18 protein-coding genes are annotated in these 18,201 nt (G+C 68.4%); 10 read left to right on the top strand and 8 right to left on the bottom strand.

Annotated elements, in window-relative coordinates; translation table 11 throughout:
* The first annotated feature begins 55 nt into the window (after positions 1 to 55).
* A complete protein-coding gene (locus tag H536_RS0109590; protein ID WP_051141569.1) occupies positions 56 to 643 on the top strand; it encodes a nicotinate-nucleotide adenylyltransferase in 588 nt (195 codons plus the stop codon).
* 20 nt (positions 644 to 663) lie between these two features.
* Here the strand turns inward: H536_RS0109590 and H536_RS0109585 are convergent, their stop codons facing one another.
* The gene (locus H536_RS0109585; RefSeq protein ID WP_024350269.1) at positions 664 to 2,091 is read right to left on the bottom strand and encodes an MATE family efflux transporter; all 1,428 of its coding nucleotides are present in this window, start codon (positions 2,089 to 2,091) and stop codon (positions 664 to 666) included.
* Between the two features lie 212 nt (positions 2,092 to 2,303).
* On the opposite strand from H536_RS0109585, the gene H536_RS0109580 reads away from it, so the two are divergent.
* The 6 genes from H536_RS0109580 (at position 2,304) to H536_RS0109555 (ending at position 8,399) form a co-directional block, all read left to right on the top strand.
* Positions 2,304 to 3,161: a DMT family transporter gene (locus H536_RS0109580; RefSeq protein WP_024350268.1), complete on the top strand. Its 858-nt coding sequence runs from the start codon at positions 2,304 to 2,306 to the stop codon at positions 3,159 to 3,161.
* Between the two features lie 105 nt (positions 3,162 to 3,266).
* Complete coding sequence (locus H536_RS22525) at positions 3,267 to 3,968, top strand: GntR family transcriptional regulator (RefSeq protein WP_024350267.1); 702 nt, start codon at positions 3,267 to 3,269, stop codon at positions 3,966 to 3,968.
* A 178-nt stretch (positions 3,969 to 4,146) separates the two neighbouring features.
* The gene (locus H536_RS0109570; protein ID WP_024350266.1) at positions 4,147 to 5,337 is read left to right on the top strand and encodes a CaiB/BaiF CoA transferase family protein; all 1,191 of its coding nucleotides are present in this window, start codon (positions 4,147 to 4,149) and stop codon (positions 5,335 to 5,337) included.
* A 181-nt stretch (positions 5,338 to 5,518) separates the two neighbouring features.
* Positions 5,519 to 6,817, top strand: coding sequence for a TRAP transporter large permease (locus H536_RS0109565; protein ID WP_029702989.1), 1,299 nt, complete (start codon positions 5,519 to 5,521; stop codon positions 6,815 to 6,817).
* 23 nt (positions 6,818 to 6,840) lie between these two features.
* The gene (locus H536_RS0109560) at positions 6,841 to 7,881 is read left to right on the top strand and encodes a TRAP transporter substrate-binding protein (protein ID WP_024350264.1); all 1,041 of its coding nucleotides are present in this window, start codon (positions 6,841 to 6,843) and stop codon (positions 7,879 to 7,881) included.
* 11 nt (positions 7,882 to 7,892) lie between these two features.
* The gene (locus H536_RS0109555) at positions 7,893 to 8,399 is read left to right on the top strand and encodes a TRAP transporter small permease (RefSeq protein ID WP_024350263.1); all 507 of its coding nucleotides are present in this window, start codon (positions 7,893 to 7,895) and stop codon (positions 8,397 to 8,399) included.
* A 43-nt stretch (positions 8,400 to 8,442) separates the two neighbouring features.
* On the opposite strand, the gene H536_RS0109550 is transcribed toward H536_RS0109555, so the two are convergent.
* The 6 genes from H536_RS0109550 to H536_RS0109525 all read right to left on the bottom strand — a co-directional run bounded on the left by H536_RS0109550 (position 8,443) and on the right by H536_RS0109525 (position 14,457).
* Positions 8,443 to 9,549 carry a DSD1 family PLP-dependent enzyme gene (locus H536_RS0109550; RefSeq protein ID WP_024350262.1) on the bottom strand — a complete coding sequence of 369 codons (1,107 nt, stop codon included), beginning with the start codon at positions 9,547 to 9,549 and terminating at the stop codon, positions 8,443 to 8,445.
* Positions 9,550 to 9,619: 70 nt separating this feature from the next.
* Positions 9,620 to 10,675 (bottom strand): L-idonate 5-dehydrogenase, encoded by a 1,056-nt coding sequence (locus H536_RS0109545; protein WP_024350261.1) that lies wholly within the window; start codon positions 10,673 to 10,675, stop codon positions 9,620 to 9,622.
* 22 nt (positions 10,676 to 10,697) lie between these two features.
* Positions 10,698 to 11,468 carry an SDR family oxidoreductase gene (locus H536_RS0109540; RefSeq protein ID WP_024350260.1) on the bottom strand — a complete coding sequence of 257 codons (771 nt, stop codon included), beginning with the start codon at positions 11,466 to 11,468 and terminating at the stop codon, positions 10,698 to 10,700.
* Between the two features lie 13 nt (positions 11,469 to 11,481).
* Positions 11,482 to 12,681, bottom strand: a complete 1,200-nt coding sequence (locus H536_RS0109535; RefSeq protein WP_024350259.1) for a mandelate racemase/muconate lactonizing enzyme family protein — start codon at positions 12,679 to 12,681, stop codon at positions 11,482 to 11,484.
* 100 nt (positions 12,682 to 12,781) lie between these two features.
* Positions 12,782 to 13,204 carry an aconitase X swivel domain-containing protein gene (locus H536_RS0109530; RefSeq protein WP_024350258.1) on the bottom strand — a complete coding sequence of 141 codons (423 nt, stop codon included), beginning with the start codon at positions 13,202 to 13,204 and terminating at the stop codon, positions 12,782 to 12,784.
* Entirely contained in the window at positions 13,201 to 14,457 is a 1,257-nt protein-coding gene (locus H536_RS0109525) for an aconitase X (RefSeq protein ID WP_024350257.1), read from the bottom strand. The genes H536_RS0109530 and H536_RS0109525 overlap by 4 nt, the downstream gene beginning before the upstream one ends.
* A gap of 174 nt (positions 14,458 to 14,631) precedes the next feature.
* On the opposite strand from H536_RS0109525, the gene H536_RS0109520 reads away from it, so the two are divergent.
* On the top strand, positions 14,632 to 14,895 hold the full coding sequence (locus tag H536_RS0109520) for a DUF2312 domain-containing protein (RefSeq protein ID WP_024350256.1): 264 nt from the start codon (positions 14,632 to 14,634) through the stop codon (positions 14,893 to 14,895).
* Positions 14,896 to 14,982: 87 nt separating this feature from the next.
* On the opposite strand, the gene H536_RS0109515 is transcribed toward H536_RS0109520, so the two are convergent.
* Positions 14,983 to 15,381, bottom strand: coding sequence for a (R)-mandelonitrile lyase (locus H536_RS0109515; RefSeq protein ID WP_024350255.1), 399 nt, complete (start codon positions 15,379 to 15,381; stop codon positions 14,983 to 14,985).
* Positions 15,382 to 15,638: 257 nt separating this feature from the next.
* Between H536_RS0109515 and H536_RS0109510 the strand changes: the two genes are divergently transcribed.
* A complete protein-coding gene (locus tag H536_RS0109510; RefSeq protein WP_024350254.1) occupies positions 15,639 to 17,480 on the top strand; it encodes a VWA domain-containing protein in 1,842 nt (613 codons plus the stop codon).
* Between the two features lie 151 nt (positions 17,481 to 17,631).
* Positions 17,632 to 18,189: a hypothetical protein gene (locus H536_RS23225; RefSeq protein ID WP_024350253.1), complete on the top strand. Its 558-nt coding sequence runs from the start codon at positions 17,632 to 17,634 to the stop codon at positions 18,187 to 18,189.
* The last annotated feature ends 12 nt before the right edge of the window (positions 18,190 to 18,201 follow it).

The raw sequence follows: 18,201 nt of genomic DNA, 5'->3' as shown, positions 1-18,201 counted from the left end.
GCTGGGCGATACCGCCGCCGCCGCCCTCAAGGGCGTCGATGCGGCGGCGCTGGCCATGCCACCGGCGCAGCCCGGCATGCGGATCGGCCTGTTCGGCGGCTCGTTCAACCCGCCGCATGAAGGCCATCTGCTGGTCGCCGAGACGGCCCGCCGGCGGCTCGGGCTCGATAAGGTCTGGTGGATGGTGACGCCGGGCAATCCGCTGAAGGATCACGGCAAGCTGCGGCCAATCGGCGAACGCCTCGCCGCGGTCCGGGCGCTGGCGCCGGGCCCCCATTCGGTGCCCACCGCCTTCGAGGCGCGCCATCGCATCCGCTATTCGGCCGATACGGTCGCCTTGCTGCGGCGGCGCCATCCGGGCGTGCATTTCGTCTGGATCATGGGCGCCGACAGCCTCGCCAGCTTCCATCGCTGGCAGGACTGGCAGGAGATCGCGACCAGCCTGCCGATCGCCGTGGTCGACCGGCCCGGCTCGACCCTCTCCGTCCTCTCGGCGGTCACGCCGCAGGTGCTGTCCCGCTTCCGCCTGCCGGAGACGGCGGCCAGGGCCCTGCCCCTGCGTCGGCCGCCGGCCTGGGTGTTCCTGCACGGGCCGCGCTCGACCGTCTCCTCCACCTTGCTGCGGCGGCAGAACGGCGACTGAGCCGCCGTTGACGGGGCCGGTCAGGCGTCGAGCAGACCGTAACGCTCGCGCAGCAGGAAGCGGGCATTGAGCAACAGCGCCGCGGTGGACAGCCCGAAGGCCAGCCCCCACCACAGGCCGACGCCGCCCCACCCCACCATGAAGGCGAGGACATAGGCCACCGGCATGCCGACCAGCCAATAGCTGAACAGCGCGATCAGCATCGGCGTGCGGGTATCCTTCACGCCGCGCAGGATGCCGGCGGCCACGACCTGCAGCGCATCGGCGATCTGGAAAAGCGCAGCGACCACCAGCAGCGGCACGCCATAGGCCAGAACCGCCTCGGCGTTGGCGTTGTCCCGATCGAGATAGAGCCCGATCAGTTCCTGCGGCCAGAACCAGAACAGGCATGCGCCGCCGATCGAGATCAGCGTGCCGATGCCCAGCGCCACTGCCGATGCCCGGTCGAGATCGCGGCGGTCGCCGCGCCCGAAGGCGAGCCCGACCCGCACCGTTGCGGCGCTCGACAGGCCGAGGGGCACCATGAAGGCGATGGAGGCGATCTGCAGCGCGATGCCATGGGCGGCCAGCGGAATGGTGCCGAGCCAGCCCATCATGATCGAGGAGGCGACGAACAGCCCGACCTCGGCGATGATCGTCGCGCCGATCGGCCAGCCAAGCCGCAGCACCTCGAAAAAGTCCGGCCAGTCCGCCCGCCAGAAGCGGGCGTAGAGCTCGTAGCGGCGCAGGCTCGGCGCCAGCGCCGTATAGGCGACCAGCAGGCCGGTCATCAGGAGATTGCTGCCGAGCGTCGCCACCGCCGCCCCGACGATGCCGAGCGCCGGCGCGCCGAAATGGCCGAAGATCAGGAGATAGTTCAGCCCGGCATTGACCACGGCGCCGACGAGGATCACCGCCAAGACGAGATAGGCGCGGTTGACGACGGTCAGGTAGGATCGCAGTCCCAGGACCAGCAGCGCCGGAAACATCGACCATTGGGCAACGCGCATATAGGCCCCGGCGAGGGCCGAGATCTCCGGGTCCTGGCCGAGCGCCACCAGGATCGCCTCGGTGTACCAGAGCGGCAGCATGACGAGCGCGCTGTAGAGCATCAGCACCCACAGACCCATGCGGATCGAGCGGCGCACGTCGTGCACGTCGCCGCGGCCCTCGGCGCCGGCCGCCAGCGGCAGCACCGCCTGGGCGAAGCCGGCCCCGAAGATGAAGACGATGAAGAAGGTCTGGGTGGCCAGGACGCCGGCCGCCAGCTCGGTGGCGCCGAGCCAGCCGATCATCACCGTGTCGGTGACGTTCATGGTCATCTGCGCCAGCTGCGCGCCGATCAGCGGCACCGCCAGAACGACCGTCGCGACGGCGTGGCGCAGCCACGACTGCACCGGCCCACGGCCATCGGCCCCGGGCAGCGGCAGCGTTTGCGCGCCGGACCGTTCTGAAACATTCGTCTGCATGACATCACCGCCTGATGCCCGGTGGCCTAGAAGGGTGCGACGGGGAAGTCCAGCGACGCCGTCGCCGCGCGCTGGCCTCCGGCGACATGGCTGCCACGAGGGTGGCGCAGGGCTGGACCGATTATCCCGGATGTCGACCCTTAAGCCGAGCCGATCGGCTTTTCAGCGCCGCGGCTTTCCAGTAAGCAACGCTTAGCAAAGGCGTCGATCCCGTGAAATCCTTCAGTTCTCTCCTGACCGGCATCCTGTTGACGGTCCTTGCCGGCAGCGTCTTCGCGGGCATGGATTCCCTCGGCAAGCATCTGACGACGCTGGTGCCGGTGCTGCAGGTGATCTGGGGCCGCTATTTCTTCCAGACGCTGATCCTCGGCAGCTATCTCGGCGCCACCACCGGCACCGGCTTCCTGAAGGCCCGCCACCCCTATCTGCAGCTCGTGCGCGGCATGCTCCTCCTGGCGGCGACGATCTGCATGTACAACGCCCTTGCCCGCGTGCCGCTGGCCGATGCGACGGCCGTCCTGTTCTTCACCCCGATCGTCGTGACCATCCTGTCGGTCATCGTCCTGAAGGAGAGCATCGGCATCCACCGGATCGGCGCGATCATCGCCGGCTTCTGCGGCATGCTGCTGATCCTGCGGCCGGGCTTTGCCGGCATCGAACCGGCGCTGGGCTTCGCCCTGGCGGCATCGGGCTTCAACGCCTGCTACCTGTTGATGACCCGCCGCCTCGCCGGCACCGAGGACGCCGCCTCGACGCAGTTCAACACGACGGCGGCCGGTGCGGTCATCCTGACCCTCGTCATCATCCCCTTCTGGGAGACGCCGACCCCGGCAACGCTGGCCCTTCTGGTCCTCAGCGGCGTTGCCGGATCGATCGGCCATTTCACCCTCGTCACGGCCTTCTCCCACGCCCCGGCCTCGCTGCTGTCGCCCTTCCTCTATTCGCAGGTGCTGGTCGCCAGCATCCTCAGCGTGGTTCTGTTCGGCGACCCGTTGCAACCGCCGATGATCCTCGGCACCGTGATCCTGGTCGCCAGCGGTCTCTACATCTGGTGGCGCGAGAACCGCTGAACCGGCACGATTCCGACGCCGTCGGTGCCGCGCACGATCGGCAGTTGCTTTCCGCAACCCGTTTCGATTGTATCCAATCATGCCCATGGAGCCTCGGGACCGGCCATGACCGGAAGTCGCCATCGCAATGCCAAGCAGCGGACCGTCGACCGCGTCTATGAGGACGTGCGGGCCGACATCATCCGCGGCCAGCATCCGCCCGGATCGCGGCTGACAGAGGAAATGCTGGCCGAGCGCTACGAGGTGAGCCGCACCCCGGTCCGGGCCGCCCTGCACAAGCTCGCCAGCGACGGCTTCGTCGACATGATCCCGCGGATCGGGGCGCTGATCAAAACCCGCTCGCAGGCCGAACTCGCCGAGATCTACGGCGTCCGCGCTCTGCTCGAAGGCACGGCCGCCGGCCTTGCGGCGACCCGGCGCAGCGAGGCCGACCTTGCCCGGCTGACGCATCTGGCCGAGGAAATGGAGCGGATCGTCGCCGATCGCGGCCAGATCGAGCGGCTGTCCCGGCTCAACCAGGAGTTCCACCAGGTGATCGCTGCGGCGAGCGGCAACAGCACGCTGGAGGAAGCCGCCCTGCGCCTGATGGGGATCGGCCTCCTGATCCACACCTATGGCAGTTTCGGCAGCCCCGACATCCGACGCTCCCTCGCCGAGCACCGCGTCCTCATCGACGCGCTGACCGCCGGCGACAGCGACTGGGCCACCGCGGTGATGCGCTCGCACATGCTGGCAACGCGCACGGCCCTGACGACGGTGCGCGATACGATCCCGGAAGCCCCCGAGACATCGCCACCGACGCGCTAGCCGGTCCCCGGCCGAACGCGCCACTTTCCGGCTTGTCGGGCCGCGCCGGCCGCGCCTTGGGTGCAGTGCAAGATTGACGCATTGGATACAATAGCGATAGCGTGCCGGCGCAAGCTCGGTTCGGGCTGGCGACGGCCGCGGTGGGACGCGGCCGTGGAGGACATGCCCGGGAGGATCGATGAAAGCGCTAGACGGAATCCGTGTGCTCGAAATGGGCCAGCTTATCGCCGGTCCCTTCTGCGGGCAGCTGCTGGCGGATTTCGGCGCCGAGGTCGTGAAGATCGAGCCGCCGCGCGTCGGCGACGCCATGCGCCAGTGGGGCCGCACCGATGCCGAGGGCCATCCGCTGTGGTGGCCGGTGATCGCCCGCAACAAGAAGTCGTTGACGCTCGACCTGCGCAAGCCGGAAGCGCAGGAACTGGTCCGCGAACTCGTCGCGTCGACCGACATCATCGTCGAGAATTTCCGTGCCGGACGCATGGAGGCCTGGGGCCTCGACTACGAGACGCTGAAGGCGATCAATCCGCGCCTGATCATGGTCCGCATCACCGGCTTCGGCCAGACCGGCCCCTACAGCAACCGCGCCGGCTTCGCCGCCGTCTGCGAGGCGATGGGCGGCATGCGCTACATCGGCGGCTACCCCGACCGCCCGCCGGTGCGCATCGGCCTGTCGATCGGCGACACGCTGGCCGGCCAGAGCGGCTTCCAGGGCGCGCTCCTGGCGCTGCAGCACCGCAATGTCACCGGTGAAGGCCAGATGGTCGACGCCTCGATCTACGAGGCCGTCCTGTCGGTGATGGAGAGCGTCGTCACCGAATACGACCGCGGCGGCCATGTGCGCGAGCGCTCCGGCAGCTTCCTGCCGGGCATCGCGCCGTCCAACGCCTATCCCACCAAGGACGGCGACACGATCATCATCGGCGCCAATCAGGACAGCCTGTTCCGCCGGCTGACGGCCCTGATGGGCCAGCCGGAGCTCGCCGACGACTCGCGTTTCTCCAATCACCAGGCGCGCGGCCGCAACCAGGCGGAAATCGACGCGATCATCGGCGAATGGACGCAGACGCAGGAGGCGCATCCGCTGGTCGAGCTCCTCGCCGAGGCCGGCGTCCCGGCCGGCCTGACCTATCGCGCCCACGACATGCTGGAGGACCCGCACTTCATCGCGCGGGAATCGATCGTGCGGGTCGAGGACGAGACGCTGGGAGCGACCGCCATGCAGAATGTCTTCCCGCGCCTTTCCGCCTCGCCCGGCGCCGTCGAGCGGACCGGGCCGAAGCTCGGCGAACACACCCGGCCCGTGCTGCGCGAATGGCTGGACTACGACGACGCGCGGATCGACGCGCTGGAAGCTGCCGAAATCATCTAGGGAACGCGACCGGACGCGCGACGCGGCAGGGAGCCGGGCGTCGCGCGAACCGGCCAGTGGGAGGAATGTCATTGCCACTCGAATTGCGGATGCGCGCGACGAAGGCTGATGCCGGCCGCCGGTCGGCCTCTGGTGCAGAGCGCACGCGGCAACCCGCCGCGCATGGCATGGTGGCGCCGCGATGATCGAGCCCATCATCGTCGTCGTCATCCTCCTGGCGATGATCGCCATCGGGGCGCCGATCTTTCTCGCGCTGGGCGCTGCCGGCCTCACGGGCCTCTACATGGCGCGCGGGTCGATGGCCTTCTTCTTTGGCCCGACCTCGCTGTTCGGCCAGCTCAACAGCTTTGAATTGCTGGCGCTGCCGCTCTTCGTGCTGATGGGCAATTTCCTTGCGGCGACGCCCGTCGGCAAGAACCTCTTCCACGCCGCCGTCGTCTGGCTGCAATGGCTGCGCGGCGGACTGGCGATCGCCACCGTCGGCGCGTCGGCCGTCTTCGGCGCGGTCTCCGGCGTCTCCATCGCCGGCGTCGCGGCGGTCGGCTCCATCGCCGTGCCGGAAATGCTGGCGCGCGGCTACAGCCGCTCGATCGCCGCCGGCAGCGTCGTCAGCGCCGGGGCGCTGGCCATGCTGATCCCGCCCAGCGTGCCGCTGATCATCTACGGCGCGGTCTCCGGCGTCTCGGTGGCCGACCTGTTCATCGGCGGCATCGTGCCGGGCATCTCCCTCGCCGTGGCACTTTCGGTCTATCTCTATTTCCGGGTGCTGCTCAATCCGGCGGAAGCGCCGCGCCAGGCACATGTGGAATACAGCTGGGGTGACCGCCTGCGCGCCATCGGCGGCATCTGGCACGCCATCCTGCTGATCGTCGTCGTCCTCGGCACGATCTACACCGGCGTCGCCACCCCTTCGGAGGCCGCGGCCTTCGGCGCCGTCGGCGCCTTCCTGATCGCCGCCGTCATCTTCCGCAGTGTCGACGTCCGCGGCACGATGAAGGTGCTGGGCTCCAGCGCCCGCATCTCCGGCGCGATCCTGCTGATCATGGGCTGCGCCCGGATCTTCGGCGACTATCTCAATCTCGTGCGGGTGCCCGACGCGATCACCGGCCTTCTGATCGGCACCGAGTTGCCGCCGGAGGTCATCCTCGTCCTGATCATGCTGGCCCTTGTCGGCCTCGGCATGCTGGTCGATGCGGTGTCGCTGATCGTCGTCACCACGCCGATCCTGCTGCCGCTGATCACGACGCTCGGCTACGACCCTTTGTGGTTCGGCATCATCCTGGTGATGAATTTGGAGATCGCGGTTGTCACGCCGCCGGTCGGCCTCAACCTCTACACGCTCAAGGCGGTGGCCCCGATGCTGAAGATCGAGGAGATCGTCCGCAGCGTGGTGCCCTTCGTCATGGTGCAGTTCGTGATGCTCATCATCTTCGTGCTGTTCCCCGCCATCAGCCTCTGGCTGCCCAATCTCATGCGTTGAGTTTCATCAAGGGAGGAAAAGACATGACCATCGACAGACGCAGGCTCATCACCACCACGGGCGCCGTCGCGCTGGCTTCGGCCCTGGGCCTTGGCACCACAAGGCAGGCCGCCGCCGCCCAGAAGCTGACGGGCGTCACCTACCTGCCGCCGTCCTACGCGGATCTCGCCTATGGCTCGCAGGGCCTGGTCGACCGGATCAACGAGAAGGCCGGCGAAACCGTCGCCATCGACTTCTACGATTCCGGCCGCCTGCTGTCGGCCGACGAGCAGCTGCCGGCGCTGCGGTCGGGCACCATCGACTTCATGTTCCACACCACGTCCTACGTCACCCGTTCGCTGCCGATCCTCGGCATCACCGGGCTGCCGGGCGTCGTCGGCGACCTCGCCCGCAATCCCGACCGGCTGAAGCGTGGTTCGCCGCTGTTCCAGCTCATCCAGGACGAGCTGAAGAAGAACGGCCTCACCGTCCTCAGCCTCGGCGGCGGCATCATGGAGCCGGAATACATCTGGAGCACCAAGGACGCGCCGATCCGCAATCTCGACGACATCGAGGGCAAGAAGATCCGCGTCGTCTCTTTCGAGGCGACCAAGGCGATCGAGGATCTGGGCGGCGCTTCGGTGCGTATCCCCTCCTCCGAGCTCTATCTCGCGCTGCAGCGCGGCACCGTCGATGCGGCCGTCGCCAACATCTCGACGATCAACGGCCGCAGCATCCAGGAGCAGGTCGGTCACGTCTACCGCATGCCGCTCACCGGCTTCGCCATCGGCGTGTTCGTCCAGACCGATCGCTGGGAAGCGATGGACCAGGCGGTGCGCGACGCCTTCATGGACGGCGTCGAATGGTTCGACACCCACAGTGCCCAGGTCGCCAACACCGACTATTTCGAGCAGAAGTACTGGCCGGCCTTCCGCGAGCTCGGCATCGAGGAAATCGAGCCCGACGAGGCCGCCGTGGAGCGCTTCAACGAGATCAGCGCCAATGTCCGCGAGAGCTGGGTCTCGGAGGTCGGTGAAGAGGTCGGCCGCCGCGCCATTGCGCTCGCGCACGGCGAAGACGCGTAAGGGGAACCATCATGCTCGCCGTTCCGGTCAGGCTGTTCGAACATTTCGCCAGGCTTCTGCAAATCATGGGCCAGGTCGTGCTCGCCTTCATGGCGCTGACGATCACCTATGACGCGACGATGCGCTACATCTTCGCGGCGCCGACGTCGTGGAGCCTAGAGATCAACGCCTTCCTGGTCGTCTATCTGGCGGTCATGACGGCGGCGGACGTGCAGCGGCGCGGCGAGCATATCGGCATCACGCTCCTGCCCGACAGCATGGGCAGCAACGGGCGGCGCGTGCTGTCCGCCATCGTCGGCATCGTCGGCTGCGTGTTCTGCGCGATCATCACCTGGCGCGGCGGCCTCATGGCCTACGATGCCTGGGCCTATGGCGAACGCGTCTCGAGCGGCTTCGGCACGCCGATGTGGCTGCCCTACGGCATGCTGCCGATCGGCTTTGGCGCGCTCGGCCTGCAGTTCCTGATCAACACCCTGCAGGGCCCGCCGCCCCGCTCGGACGTGATCCACCACGTCTGAGCCCGATATTCCTGAGCGGCGGCGGTCTCCGGATCATCGCCGCTCAGGCCATCATGCCGCGTGCGGCAACCGGCCAGACGGCCTCGACCCAGCCGTCCCGCACCCCGACATACCAGTCGTAGCGATCGACCGTCGGGTCGCAATGCCCCGGCACCAGCCGCAGGCGCTCGCCCACCGACAGTGTCGTGCCCGCCGCATAGGCCAGTTGGCCGTGCTCGTCCGACGCGCCGGCATAGGTCACGCCGGGCCGTTCGTGGACCAACGGCAGCCCGCTCTCGATGGCGATACCCTTGTGGCCGCAATCCACCACCGCGACACCCTCGCGCGCCGCGCTCATCACGGTCGCCGCGACGAACAGCGACTGGCGAAAGTCCGGCGCCGGGCGGTTGCGGCCGTAATCGGCATCCATGAAGGCGTAGGAGCCGGCCTGCAATTCGGTGAAGACGCCGCTCGCCGCCTCCAGCTCGAAGGTGCCGGTGCCCGCGCCGGTCACCGCCGGGCAGGCGATTCCCCTCGCGGCAAGACCGTCGACGACCGCCCGGGCGGCATCGGCCACCGAAGCGATGGCGGCGCGGCGCGCATCAAGGTCGCGCAGATGCTGGGCGCCGCCGTGATAGGCCTGCAGGCCGCCGAAGATCAGTGCGTGACTGCTTGCGATGCGCTCGCCCAGGGCGATGGCGGCGGCCGGCGAGCCGACCCCGGCGCGATTGGCGCCGACATGGATCTCGACCAGCACCGTCAACCGGCAACTCGCCGCTTCGGCGGCGGCCTCGATGAGGTCCACCATGCCCGCATCGTCGGCGCAGAGCGCGATGTTCGTCATCTTCGACAGCGCCGCGACGCGCGCCAGCTTGCGCGGCGAGACGATCTCGTTGGTGATGAGAATGTCGGGAACGCCCGCCCAGGCGAGGATCTCGGCCTCGCCGACCTTCTGCACGCATTGCCCGACGGCACCACGCTGGGCCTGCCAATGCGCGATGACCGGTGATTTATGGGTCTTGGCGTGGGGCCGCAGGCGGATGCCGGCCCTGGCAGCGAAGGCCGCCATGCGGTCGAGATTGTGTTCCAGCGCGTCGAGGTCGACGAGGAGCGCCGGGGTGTCGACCTCGTCCTCGGCCATGCCCGGCTCGGCCGGCGGATTCTGCAGCATGCGCGGCGGTCCGTTCCTGTCATCGTCAGACGCCGGAAAGGCCGGCGTGCCTTTCCGGTATTGTCGACGCTCAGGTCGCGGCGGTCCAGTCCGTCAGGTCGAGCTGCACCTTCATCGCCTGGCTGCGGTCGCTGGCCAGATCGAAGGCCTCCACCGCCCGGCCCGCTGGCATCCTGTGGCTGATCAACGGCGCCAGATCGACGAGCTGGCGCGAGACGAGATCCGCGGCCAGCGCGAATTCCGTGTCGAAGCGGAAGGAGCCGACCATCTCGATCTCCTTGGCCACCAGCGAGGCGAGCGGGAACTCGACCGGGCCGCCATTGCCCACCGCGACCAGCCGGCCGCGCGGCCGCACGCATTCGACGGCGGTGGTGACGGCGGCCGGGTTGCCCGAACATTCGAACACCACGTCGATGCGGCCCTTGTCCGCCTTCAGCGCGTCGAGCCCGCTGCGGTCGCTGCCGAGATCGATCACCGCGTCGGCGCCGAGCTTGCGGGCGGTCTCCAGCGGTTCGTCGACGACGTCGCAGGCGGTGATGTGCGCCGCCCCGGCGCGGCGGGCCGCGGCCACCGCGAGGCAGCCGATCGGGCCACAGCCGGAGACGAGCACGCTGGCGCCGAGCAGCGGACCGGCCTGACGCGCGGCGTGCAGGCAGACGGCGAAGGGCTCCGCCAGCGCGGCCAGGCCTGTATCGGTCGCCGCGCCCACCGGCACGGCCTGCGCCGCCGGCACCACCAGCACTTCGCGGAACATGCCCTCGACATGCGGGAAGCGCATGGCGCTGCCGCTGAACACCATGTCGAGACAATGATTGCGCATGTCCCGGCGGCAGTATTCGCAGTTCTCGCAGGGCCGCGACGGATTGATCGCGACCCGGTCGCCGATGGCGAGGCCGGAGACGCCGGCGCCCAGTTCCTCGACGATGCCCGAGGCTTCGTGCCCGAGGATCATCGGCTCCTTGATGCGGATCGTGCCGAAGCCGCCATGGTGGTAGTAATGCAGGTCGGAACCGCAGATGCCGCCCGACTGGACGCGCAGCCGCACCTCACCCGCCCCCGGCGCGCCCGGATCGGGGCGCTCCTCGATGCGGAGGTCGTGGGGGCCGTGTGCAACGATCGCTTTCATGGTGTCTCCAGCTTTCGCGGTCTTAGAGGACCGACAGCATGCCGCCGTCGACATAGATGATCTGGCCGTTGACGTAGTCGGAGGCCGAGGACGCCAGGAAGATCGCCGTGCCGACGAGTTCCTCCGGCTGGCCCCAGCGCCCGGCCGGCGTGCGGCTCTTCACCCAGTTGTCGAAATCCTTGTTGGCGACCAGCGCCTCGTTCATGTCGGTCAGCATGTAGCCGGGTCCGATGGCATTGGCCTGGATGCCGGACGCGGCCCATTCGGCGGCCATGCCCTGGGTCAGGAGCTTGATGCCGCCCTTGGCGACCGTATACGGGATCACCGTCGCACGGGCGAGCGCGCTGGTCAGCGAGCCGATGTTGATGATCTTGCCGCGGCCGCGCGGAACCATGCGGCGGGCGGCCTCGCGGCCGATCAGGAAGGCGCTGGTGAGGTTGGTGTCGATCACCCGCTGCCAGTCGGCCAGGGCCAGTTCGAGCATCGGCTGGCGATGCTGGATGCCGGCATTGTTGATGACGATGTCGATCTCCAGGCCCTCGGCGTCGAACTTCTCGAAGGCGGCGACCACGGCGGCTTCGCCGGTCACGTCGAAGATCGCCTCGTGGACGGTGTGGCCGGCGTCGCGCAGTTCCTTGGCGGCGGCAGCGACCGTCTCGGCATTGCGCCCGTTGAGGATCACGACCGCGCCGGCCTCGGCCAGTCCCTGCGCCATCGCCTTGCCGAGGCCGCGCGAGGAGCCGGTGATCAGCGCCGTGCGGCCTGTCAGGTCGAAGGATGCGGTTTCGGTCATGGTGTCTTCCCCTCTAGATTTCACTGATGCGGCGCATGAGATCGGCGCGCTCGAACACGTCGGATTTCAGCTCGACGCCGAGGCCCGGCCCCTCCATCGGGTAGACGTAGCCACCCTCGATTCTCGGCACCGCGGTCACGAGTTGCGTATACCAGCCGCGATAGAAGGCCCTAACGGATTCCTGGATCAGCGTGTTGGGCTGGCTGAATGACATGTGGACGGCGGCGACGAAGCCGACCGGGCCGATGCAGTCATGCGGTGCGAAGGGCCGGTGCCAGGTTTCGGCGAGCGCCGCGATCTTGCGGCCCTCGGTGAGGCCGCCGGACCAGCACAGATCGACCATCGCCACCGACAGGGCGTCGCGGTCGAGCATGTCCTTGTAGGGCCAGCGCGAGCCGAGGGTCTCGGAGGCGCAGACCCAGACGTCGGTCGAGCGGGCATATTCGGCGAGCGCCTGCGGCGAGTTCATGCGGATCGGGTCCTCGAACCACATCGGCTTGTAGGGCTCGAGTTCCTTGGCGATCATCTTGGCGGCCGGCAGGTTCCACAGCGAGTGGAACTCCACCATGATGTCGATCCTGTCGCCGACGGCCTTGCGGATCTTCTCGAAGGGCTCGAGCCCGCGCCGCATCTGCTCGGCGGTGAGGTAGAGGCCGCCGGTCTCGTTGGCGATCGGATCGAAGGGCCAGATCTTCATGGCGTCAATGCCATTGTCGAGGAGGTCCTCGGCCAGCGTGCCGGCATCGGTCATGAAGGCGTCGAGGTCCTCGTAGGGACCGGACGTCTCGCCGAGATTCCAGTTCGACACGGGTCGGATGTTGCTCGAGCTGACATAGCGGGTGCCGGCACAGGTGTTGTAGATGCGCAGACGGTCGCGGCACAGGCCGCCCAGCATCTGGTGCACCGGCTGGTCGCAGAGCTTGCCGAAGATGTCCCACAGCGCGATGTCGATCGCCGAGGCGGCGCGGTACTCGACGCCGGTCGAGGATTGCGCCATGGGCAGATTGACCATCTCCTTCGACAGCGCCTCGATATGCAGCGGATTGCGGCCGATCAGGCGCCCGGCCAGCGTGTCGTGGATGTGCGCCGCGACGGCGCCGGCGCCGTAGAAGGTCTCGCCGAGCCCGATGATCCCCGCATCGGTGTGGACGCGCACCCAGAGGACATTGGCGAATTCCTCGGTCCGCAGCGTCTCGATGGCGGTGATCTTCATGCCGGCAGGTTCCCCCTTTGCGATTCCCCTCGCAAATCCCCGGCTCTTCTTCGTCGGGATGGACGGCCGCGGTCAAGGCATGCGCCTGTTACGAAGCGTGTCACGCCGGGCGGATCGCGACGGCGCCATCACCGGCATCGGCGCTGGCGTCGATCGCCACGACATCGCCGTCGCCAATGCCGGCGATGTCGCAGACGACGATGGGGCAGTCCGGGCCGTAGAGGGAGGCGGCGACCATCGCGCCGACGGTAAGGATCGGATCGGCGTGCGCCAAGAGCACGCCAAGCGGCCCGGTGCCGCGCCGGATGGATTCGGCGAAGACAGAGGCGGAGGACGACGAGCCGCGGCCGCTGGGCATGACTAGGATGCGCCCGGTGACGCTGGCACCGAGCGAAGGGTGCGAATGATCGATGATGGCGCCGGTCTCCACGTCGATCCCGCCCCAGAAGCTGAGCGGTTCGGCAAGAACCAGTGCCGTCCCTTCCGCGCGGCCCGCGACGACGACCGTCCCCGTGCGCGTCATGTCCGCGTCCTCACGACCCTGCCGCTGGCGGCGGAGAGGATGCAGTCCTCCAGCGAGCCGAAGCCGACCGAAACGCCGATATTGCCGGGTGCGTAATGCGCCCATTTGCCGGAATTGGTCATCACCGCCCCGTCGATGTCGCGCAAGATTGCGGTGACATAGGTGCAGGTGTCGACGACCGGAACGAGGCCGGAACCCTCCAGTCCCGCCAGCGCCGCGTCGCGGCGCAGCCCGTCCAGGGTCGCGCGGCTGGTGTTGACGTAGATCGGCAGGCCGCGGTCCGGCCGGATTTCGCGCAAGAGCGGCAGCAGCCGGTCCCATTCGCCGCGCGAGAAATGCGGCGTGCCGAGACAGACCGCGTCGATCGGCGCGCCCTCCGGCACGGTGGACAGGCGGGCGAGAACGGCATCGACGGAGGCCGGCGTGATCGCAACGACGCGGTCCGGCTCGTGGCCACCGAACGCGTCCGCCAGCGTCAGGGCTTCCGGCGTGATGCCGACCGCGTGGAACAGGCCGACCGCACCGGCGGAGGCGGCGGCAGCGCCAAGAGCCTTCAGCTGGTCCTCGTCGCGCGGCGGCGGCAGGCCCTCGATCACCGGAACAAGCTCGCCGGAGGCCGCACCGATGATCAGCCCGACCGCCACATAGAGGGCATCGTCGGGCGTGAGCGACGGCGCAAAGCCCTTGAGTCGAAACAGCACCCGACCGCGGCGGTGCTCGTCCAGATGCAGGCCATAGGCCGGGGCCCGGCCGGTGATCGCGCAGCACAGATCGATGAAGTCGCCATAGCGGTTGGTGCGCGCGCCGATCACCGAATTGGCGAAGACGATGGCGTTGGATTCGCCCCAGGCCACCTGCTCGCCGAAGCGCGGCCGGAACAGGGTCTGGTAGGGCGCGCAGGTGAAGGGGGCCTGGCAGCCCAGCGCCTCGTGGGCCTGCATGAGTCGCCGCCGGGGCTGCCGTTCGCCGGCGTCGAGGCGAACGAGCTCGGGATGGATGAGATCGAGCGAGCCGACATTGAGGGTGGTCGGCACTCTTACGCGGCCGCCGCCGGCCAGCAGCCGCTCGACGAAATCGAGGCTGACGGCGCCGTGATAGAGGCAGCCATCGACATGGGCGCCGGCGATGTTGAGCAGTGCCTCGGCGCCCACCGACCGGGCGAAGCCGGTCAGGATCTGCATGGCGAAGGCCGCGGCGGCGCCCGCCTCGCCGTTCAGCAGTGCGCGGTCATGGTCTGTGAGGCGCAGGGTCATCGCCCACCTCCCCGGGAAGCGTGGACCGCCGTGACGGCGCGGCCCATCCGGCGGCCCTTGCGGACATATCGCTTCGCCCCTCGTCCACAGGTCAGTCGCGCGGGATCGCCAGAGTTAAGGATCCGGTTACCGACCCCGTCGATATTGCGGCTCCGGATTCGCAAAGGAGAAACCATGAGTGACACGGCCATGATTGCGGGCGGACAGATCCGTTCGTTCGTCGAGCGCATCGAGCAGATCGAGAGCGAGATCCAGGACCTCAACGACGGCAAGAAGGAAGTCTTCGCCGAGGCCAAGGGTGAGGGTTTCGACGTCAAGGTGATCCGCGAGATCATCAAGCTGCGCAAGCAGGACAAGGATGAGCGGGACGAGCACGAGACGCTGCTCGACCTCTACATGCGGGCGATGGAAGAAGCCCCGTCCGCCGTCGCCGCCTGAGCCGGCCAGACCCGATCATCGCAGACGGCGCCGCAACCGGGGCGCCGTCTTGCGTTTCAGGGCCGGCGCGCGGCACCGGCGCCGCCCTCACGCGGCGGCATAATCCAGGTCGCTGACATGCTCCAGCCAGTCGATGGCGACGCCGTCGAGCGCCTCCTGGATCGAGACATGGGTCATCATCGTGTCGGGACCGGCGCCGTGCCAGTGCTTCTCGCCCGGCGGGATCCAGATCACGTCGCCGGCGCGGATCGTCTCGACCGGCCCACCCTCGGTTTGGAACCGCCCGGCCCCCGCCGTCACATAGAGCGTCTGGCCTAGCGGATGGGTGTGCCAGGCGGTGCGCGCGCCGGGCTCGAAGGTCACCAGGTTGGAGCGCACACGTGCCGGCTCCGGCGCCTCGATGATGGGGTCCTGCCAGACCGTGCCGGTGAAATAGCTGGCCGGCCCGCGCCGTGTCGGGACCGATCCCCCGCGCTTGATGTCCATGGTCGTCTCCTCCTCGCAGGATCGTCCGGTGCCCCGCGCCGAACGCACCATGGCATCGCCCGCGGCCCGATGCCAGCCACCCGGCGCACCGCGAAGGCCGGGCGCCGGCACGCGGCGAAACCCCATCGCAGCACGACAATCCCGGACGCTGCATATGCGAACGATACCGGCAACCTTATCGCAACTGTATGTCCCTATGCTGGGTGTTTTCGTCGTGGCGACACATGGGAGACCCGGTGCAGATATTTACGAGGATCATGCGGTTTCGTCGCGAGGAGACCGGCAATGTCGCCGTGGTCTTCGGACTGACGCTGCCGGTCCTCGCGCTCTGCTTTGCGACCGCGGTGGACCTGTCGGGCATCTACGGCGCCAATCGCAGCCTGCAGCAGGCGGCCGACGTCGCCGCCCTCGCCGCCGGCCGGGAGTACGGCCGAACCCAGGACGCGGATTATCTCAAGAGCGTCTCGGAAGCCTTCTTCTTCCACAATGCCGGCGAGGAGACGCGCGGCACCACCCAGTTCAGCTATGACGGCGTGTTTCGCGAGGACGGCCTGACGATCCTCAAGGTCACCGCCCGGCGGCAATTGCCGACCTTCTTCGGCGATGCGCTGATGTGGGTCACCGGCGGCACGCTCGACTGGCGGCAGTTCCCGCTCTACGCCAAGAGCGAGATCGTCGTGCAGAACCGCTCGATCGAGCTGGCGCTGGTGCTCGACAATTCCGGCTCGATGCAGGACCGGCCACGCTCGGGCGGCACCAAGAGCAAGATCGACATCATCAAGGACGCCGCCGAGGACCTCGCCGAGCAGTTCCTGTCGGCCGACAAGGGCTCGACCGAAGAGTTTCCCGTCCAGTTCGCGGTCGTCCCGTTCTCCAGTTCGGTGAATGTCGGCCCGCAATACAAGAATGCCGACTGGATGGACACGCAGGGCCGCTCGCCGATCCATCACGAGAATCTCGACTGGGGCGGCTGGCTGTCCGGCGCGACCAGCGGCGGCTGGGAGTGGATACGGGACAGGGGCTGGGTCTACACCTCGCCCTCCAGTGGCACGCCCCTGGCGCGGTACAACGGGTCCTACTGGACGCGGATCACCACCGGCGAGCCGCTGACCCGGTTCTATGTCTACGACAATGCGCGCTACAAGAGCCAGTTCGGCACATGGCGGGGCTGCGTCGAGGCGCGGCCGAACGGGCTCGCCGCCACCGACACCGAGCCGGTCAGTTCCAAGCCGGAGACGCTGTTCGTGCCGACCTTCGCGCCGGACGAATACGACGATTCCGCCTATGGCTGGAACGACTATCTCGACAGCGGCAGCGGATCGCCCGACTCGGCCAAGGAGGCGATGGCCGAGCAGGCCAAGGTCGCCAAGTATTTCGACAGCGGCTACTCGATCACGACGCCGAGCAGCAATCGCAGCGACTGGGGCCCGAACTCCACCTGCGCGACGACGCCGATCACGCCGCTGACCAAGACGCTCAAGACAGTGACCGACGCCATCGACGTGATGGACGCCCAGGGCGCCACCAACATTCCGCACGGCCTGGCTTGGGGCTGGCGGCTGCTGACGGCGCGGCCGCCCTTCACCGAGGGCCGCAGCCACGACGAGCCCGACAATCTGAAGGTGCTGGTGCTGATGACCGACGGCAACAACACCTACAATCTGAACTCCGGCGGACGGCCGCTGGAGATCCGCGACTACAACCGCTCCACCTATGGCTCCTACGGCTATGGCGCGGCCTATTCCCATGGCAGCAGCACCCGCAAGCCCGGCCGCATCTACGACGGCACCACCGGCAACGCGAAGGACTACAGCGTCGACAGCTATGTCGCCGCCATGGACCAGAACGTCGCCAAGGTCTGCGAGAACGTGAAGGCCGATGGCCGCAAGCCCGGCGGCACGGACGGCATCCTGATCTTCACCATCGCCTTCGACCTGCGCGACGGCGAACCGGTGAAGAAGCTGATGGAGGACTGCGCCTCGAACGGCCTGATCGATGCCAGCGAGAAGCTCTATTACGACGCCCAGAGCCAGGAAGAGCTGGCCGCCGCCTTCCAGTCGATCACCGAACAGATTTCCAGCCTGCGCATCGCCCGCTGACGCGCGGGCACCACATGGATGCCGTGGCCCGGCCGTCCGGCAGTCGGACGATCCGCGTTCCAGCTGATCCAGCGCCGCGCGGATCGGCACCTCATCCGGCCCGCGCCATGATCGCGGACCTCATCGTTCCTCGCCCCGGAGGCATCGGCACATGCTCGCAACGTCCCTCGTCCTCCTGAGCTTCGGGCTCGCCCAGCCGGTTGTCGCGCCCGGACCGGTTCCGCTCGCGTCCGGCATCGCGACCAGCGTCGCCCCCGCCAGCGCGGCCCCGGCGGGCGAACCGGCCGGAGCATTCCGCCTCGTGCAGCATCGCGGCGACGGGCGTCGTCACCGGCGCGGTGGCGACCGAGGCGGCCGTGACGGGATCGACCGCGGCAGTCTCGACGCCGACCGGTATCTCTACGATTTCCGCGACGCGCCGCGCTGGCGCGCCGAGGAGCGCGCACGCCACGACGGCCGCGGACGCGATGGCCGGCGCGACGACAGGCGCCGGGATGGCGACCGGCATGATCGCGATCATCGCGATCGCGACGACCGGCATCGTGCGGACCATCGCGACCGGGACGAGGATCGGCGGGATTGGGGCTCGGACGGCGACTGGGACTATGGCCGCGGCTTCGACAATGACCGGACCCGCGACGACCAGCGCGGCGACAGCCGCTTTCGCGAACGGCGCGAGCGCTTCGAGGAACGCCGCAAGCGCTGGTAGCCTTTCGCCCGG

Origin of the sequence: Aurantimonas coralicida DSM 14790 (genome assembly GCF_000421645.1) — a bacterium.
Taxonomy (GTDB): domain Bacteria; phylum Pseudomonadota; class Alphaproteobacteria; order Rhizobiales; family Rhizobiaceae; genus Aurantimonas; species Aurantimonas coralicida.
This window is presented reverse-complemented; position numbering and strand designations above follow the sequence as displayed.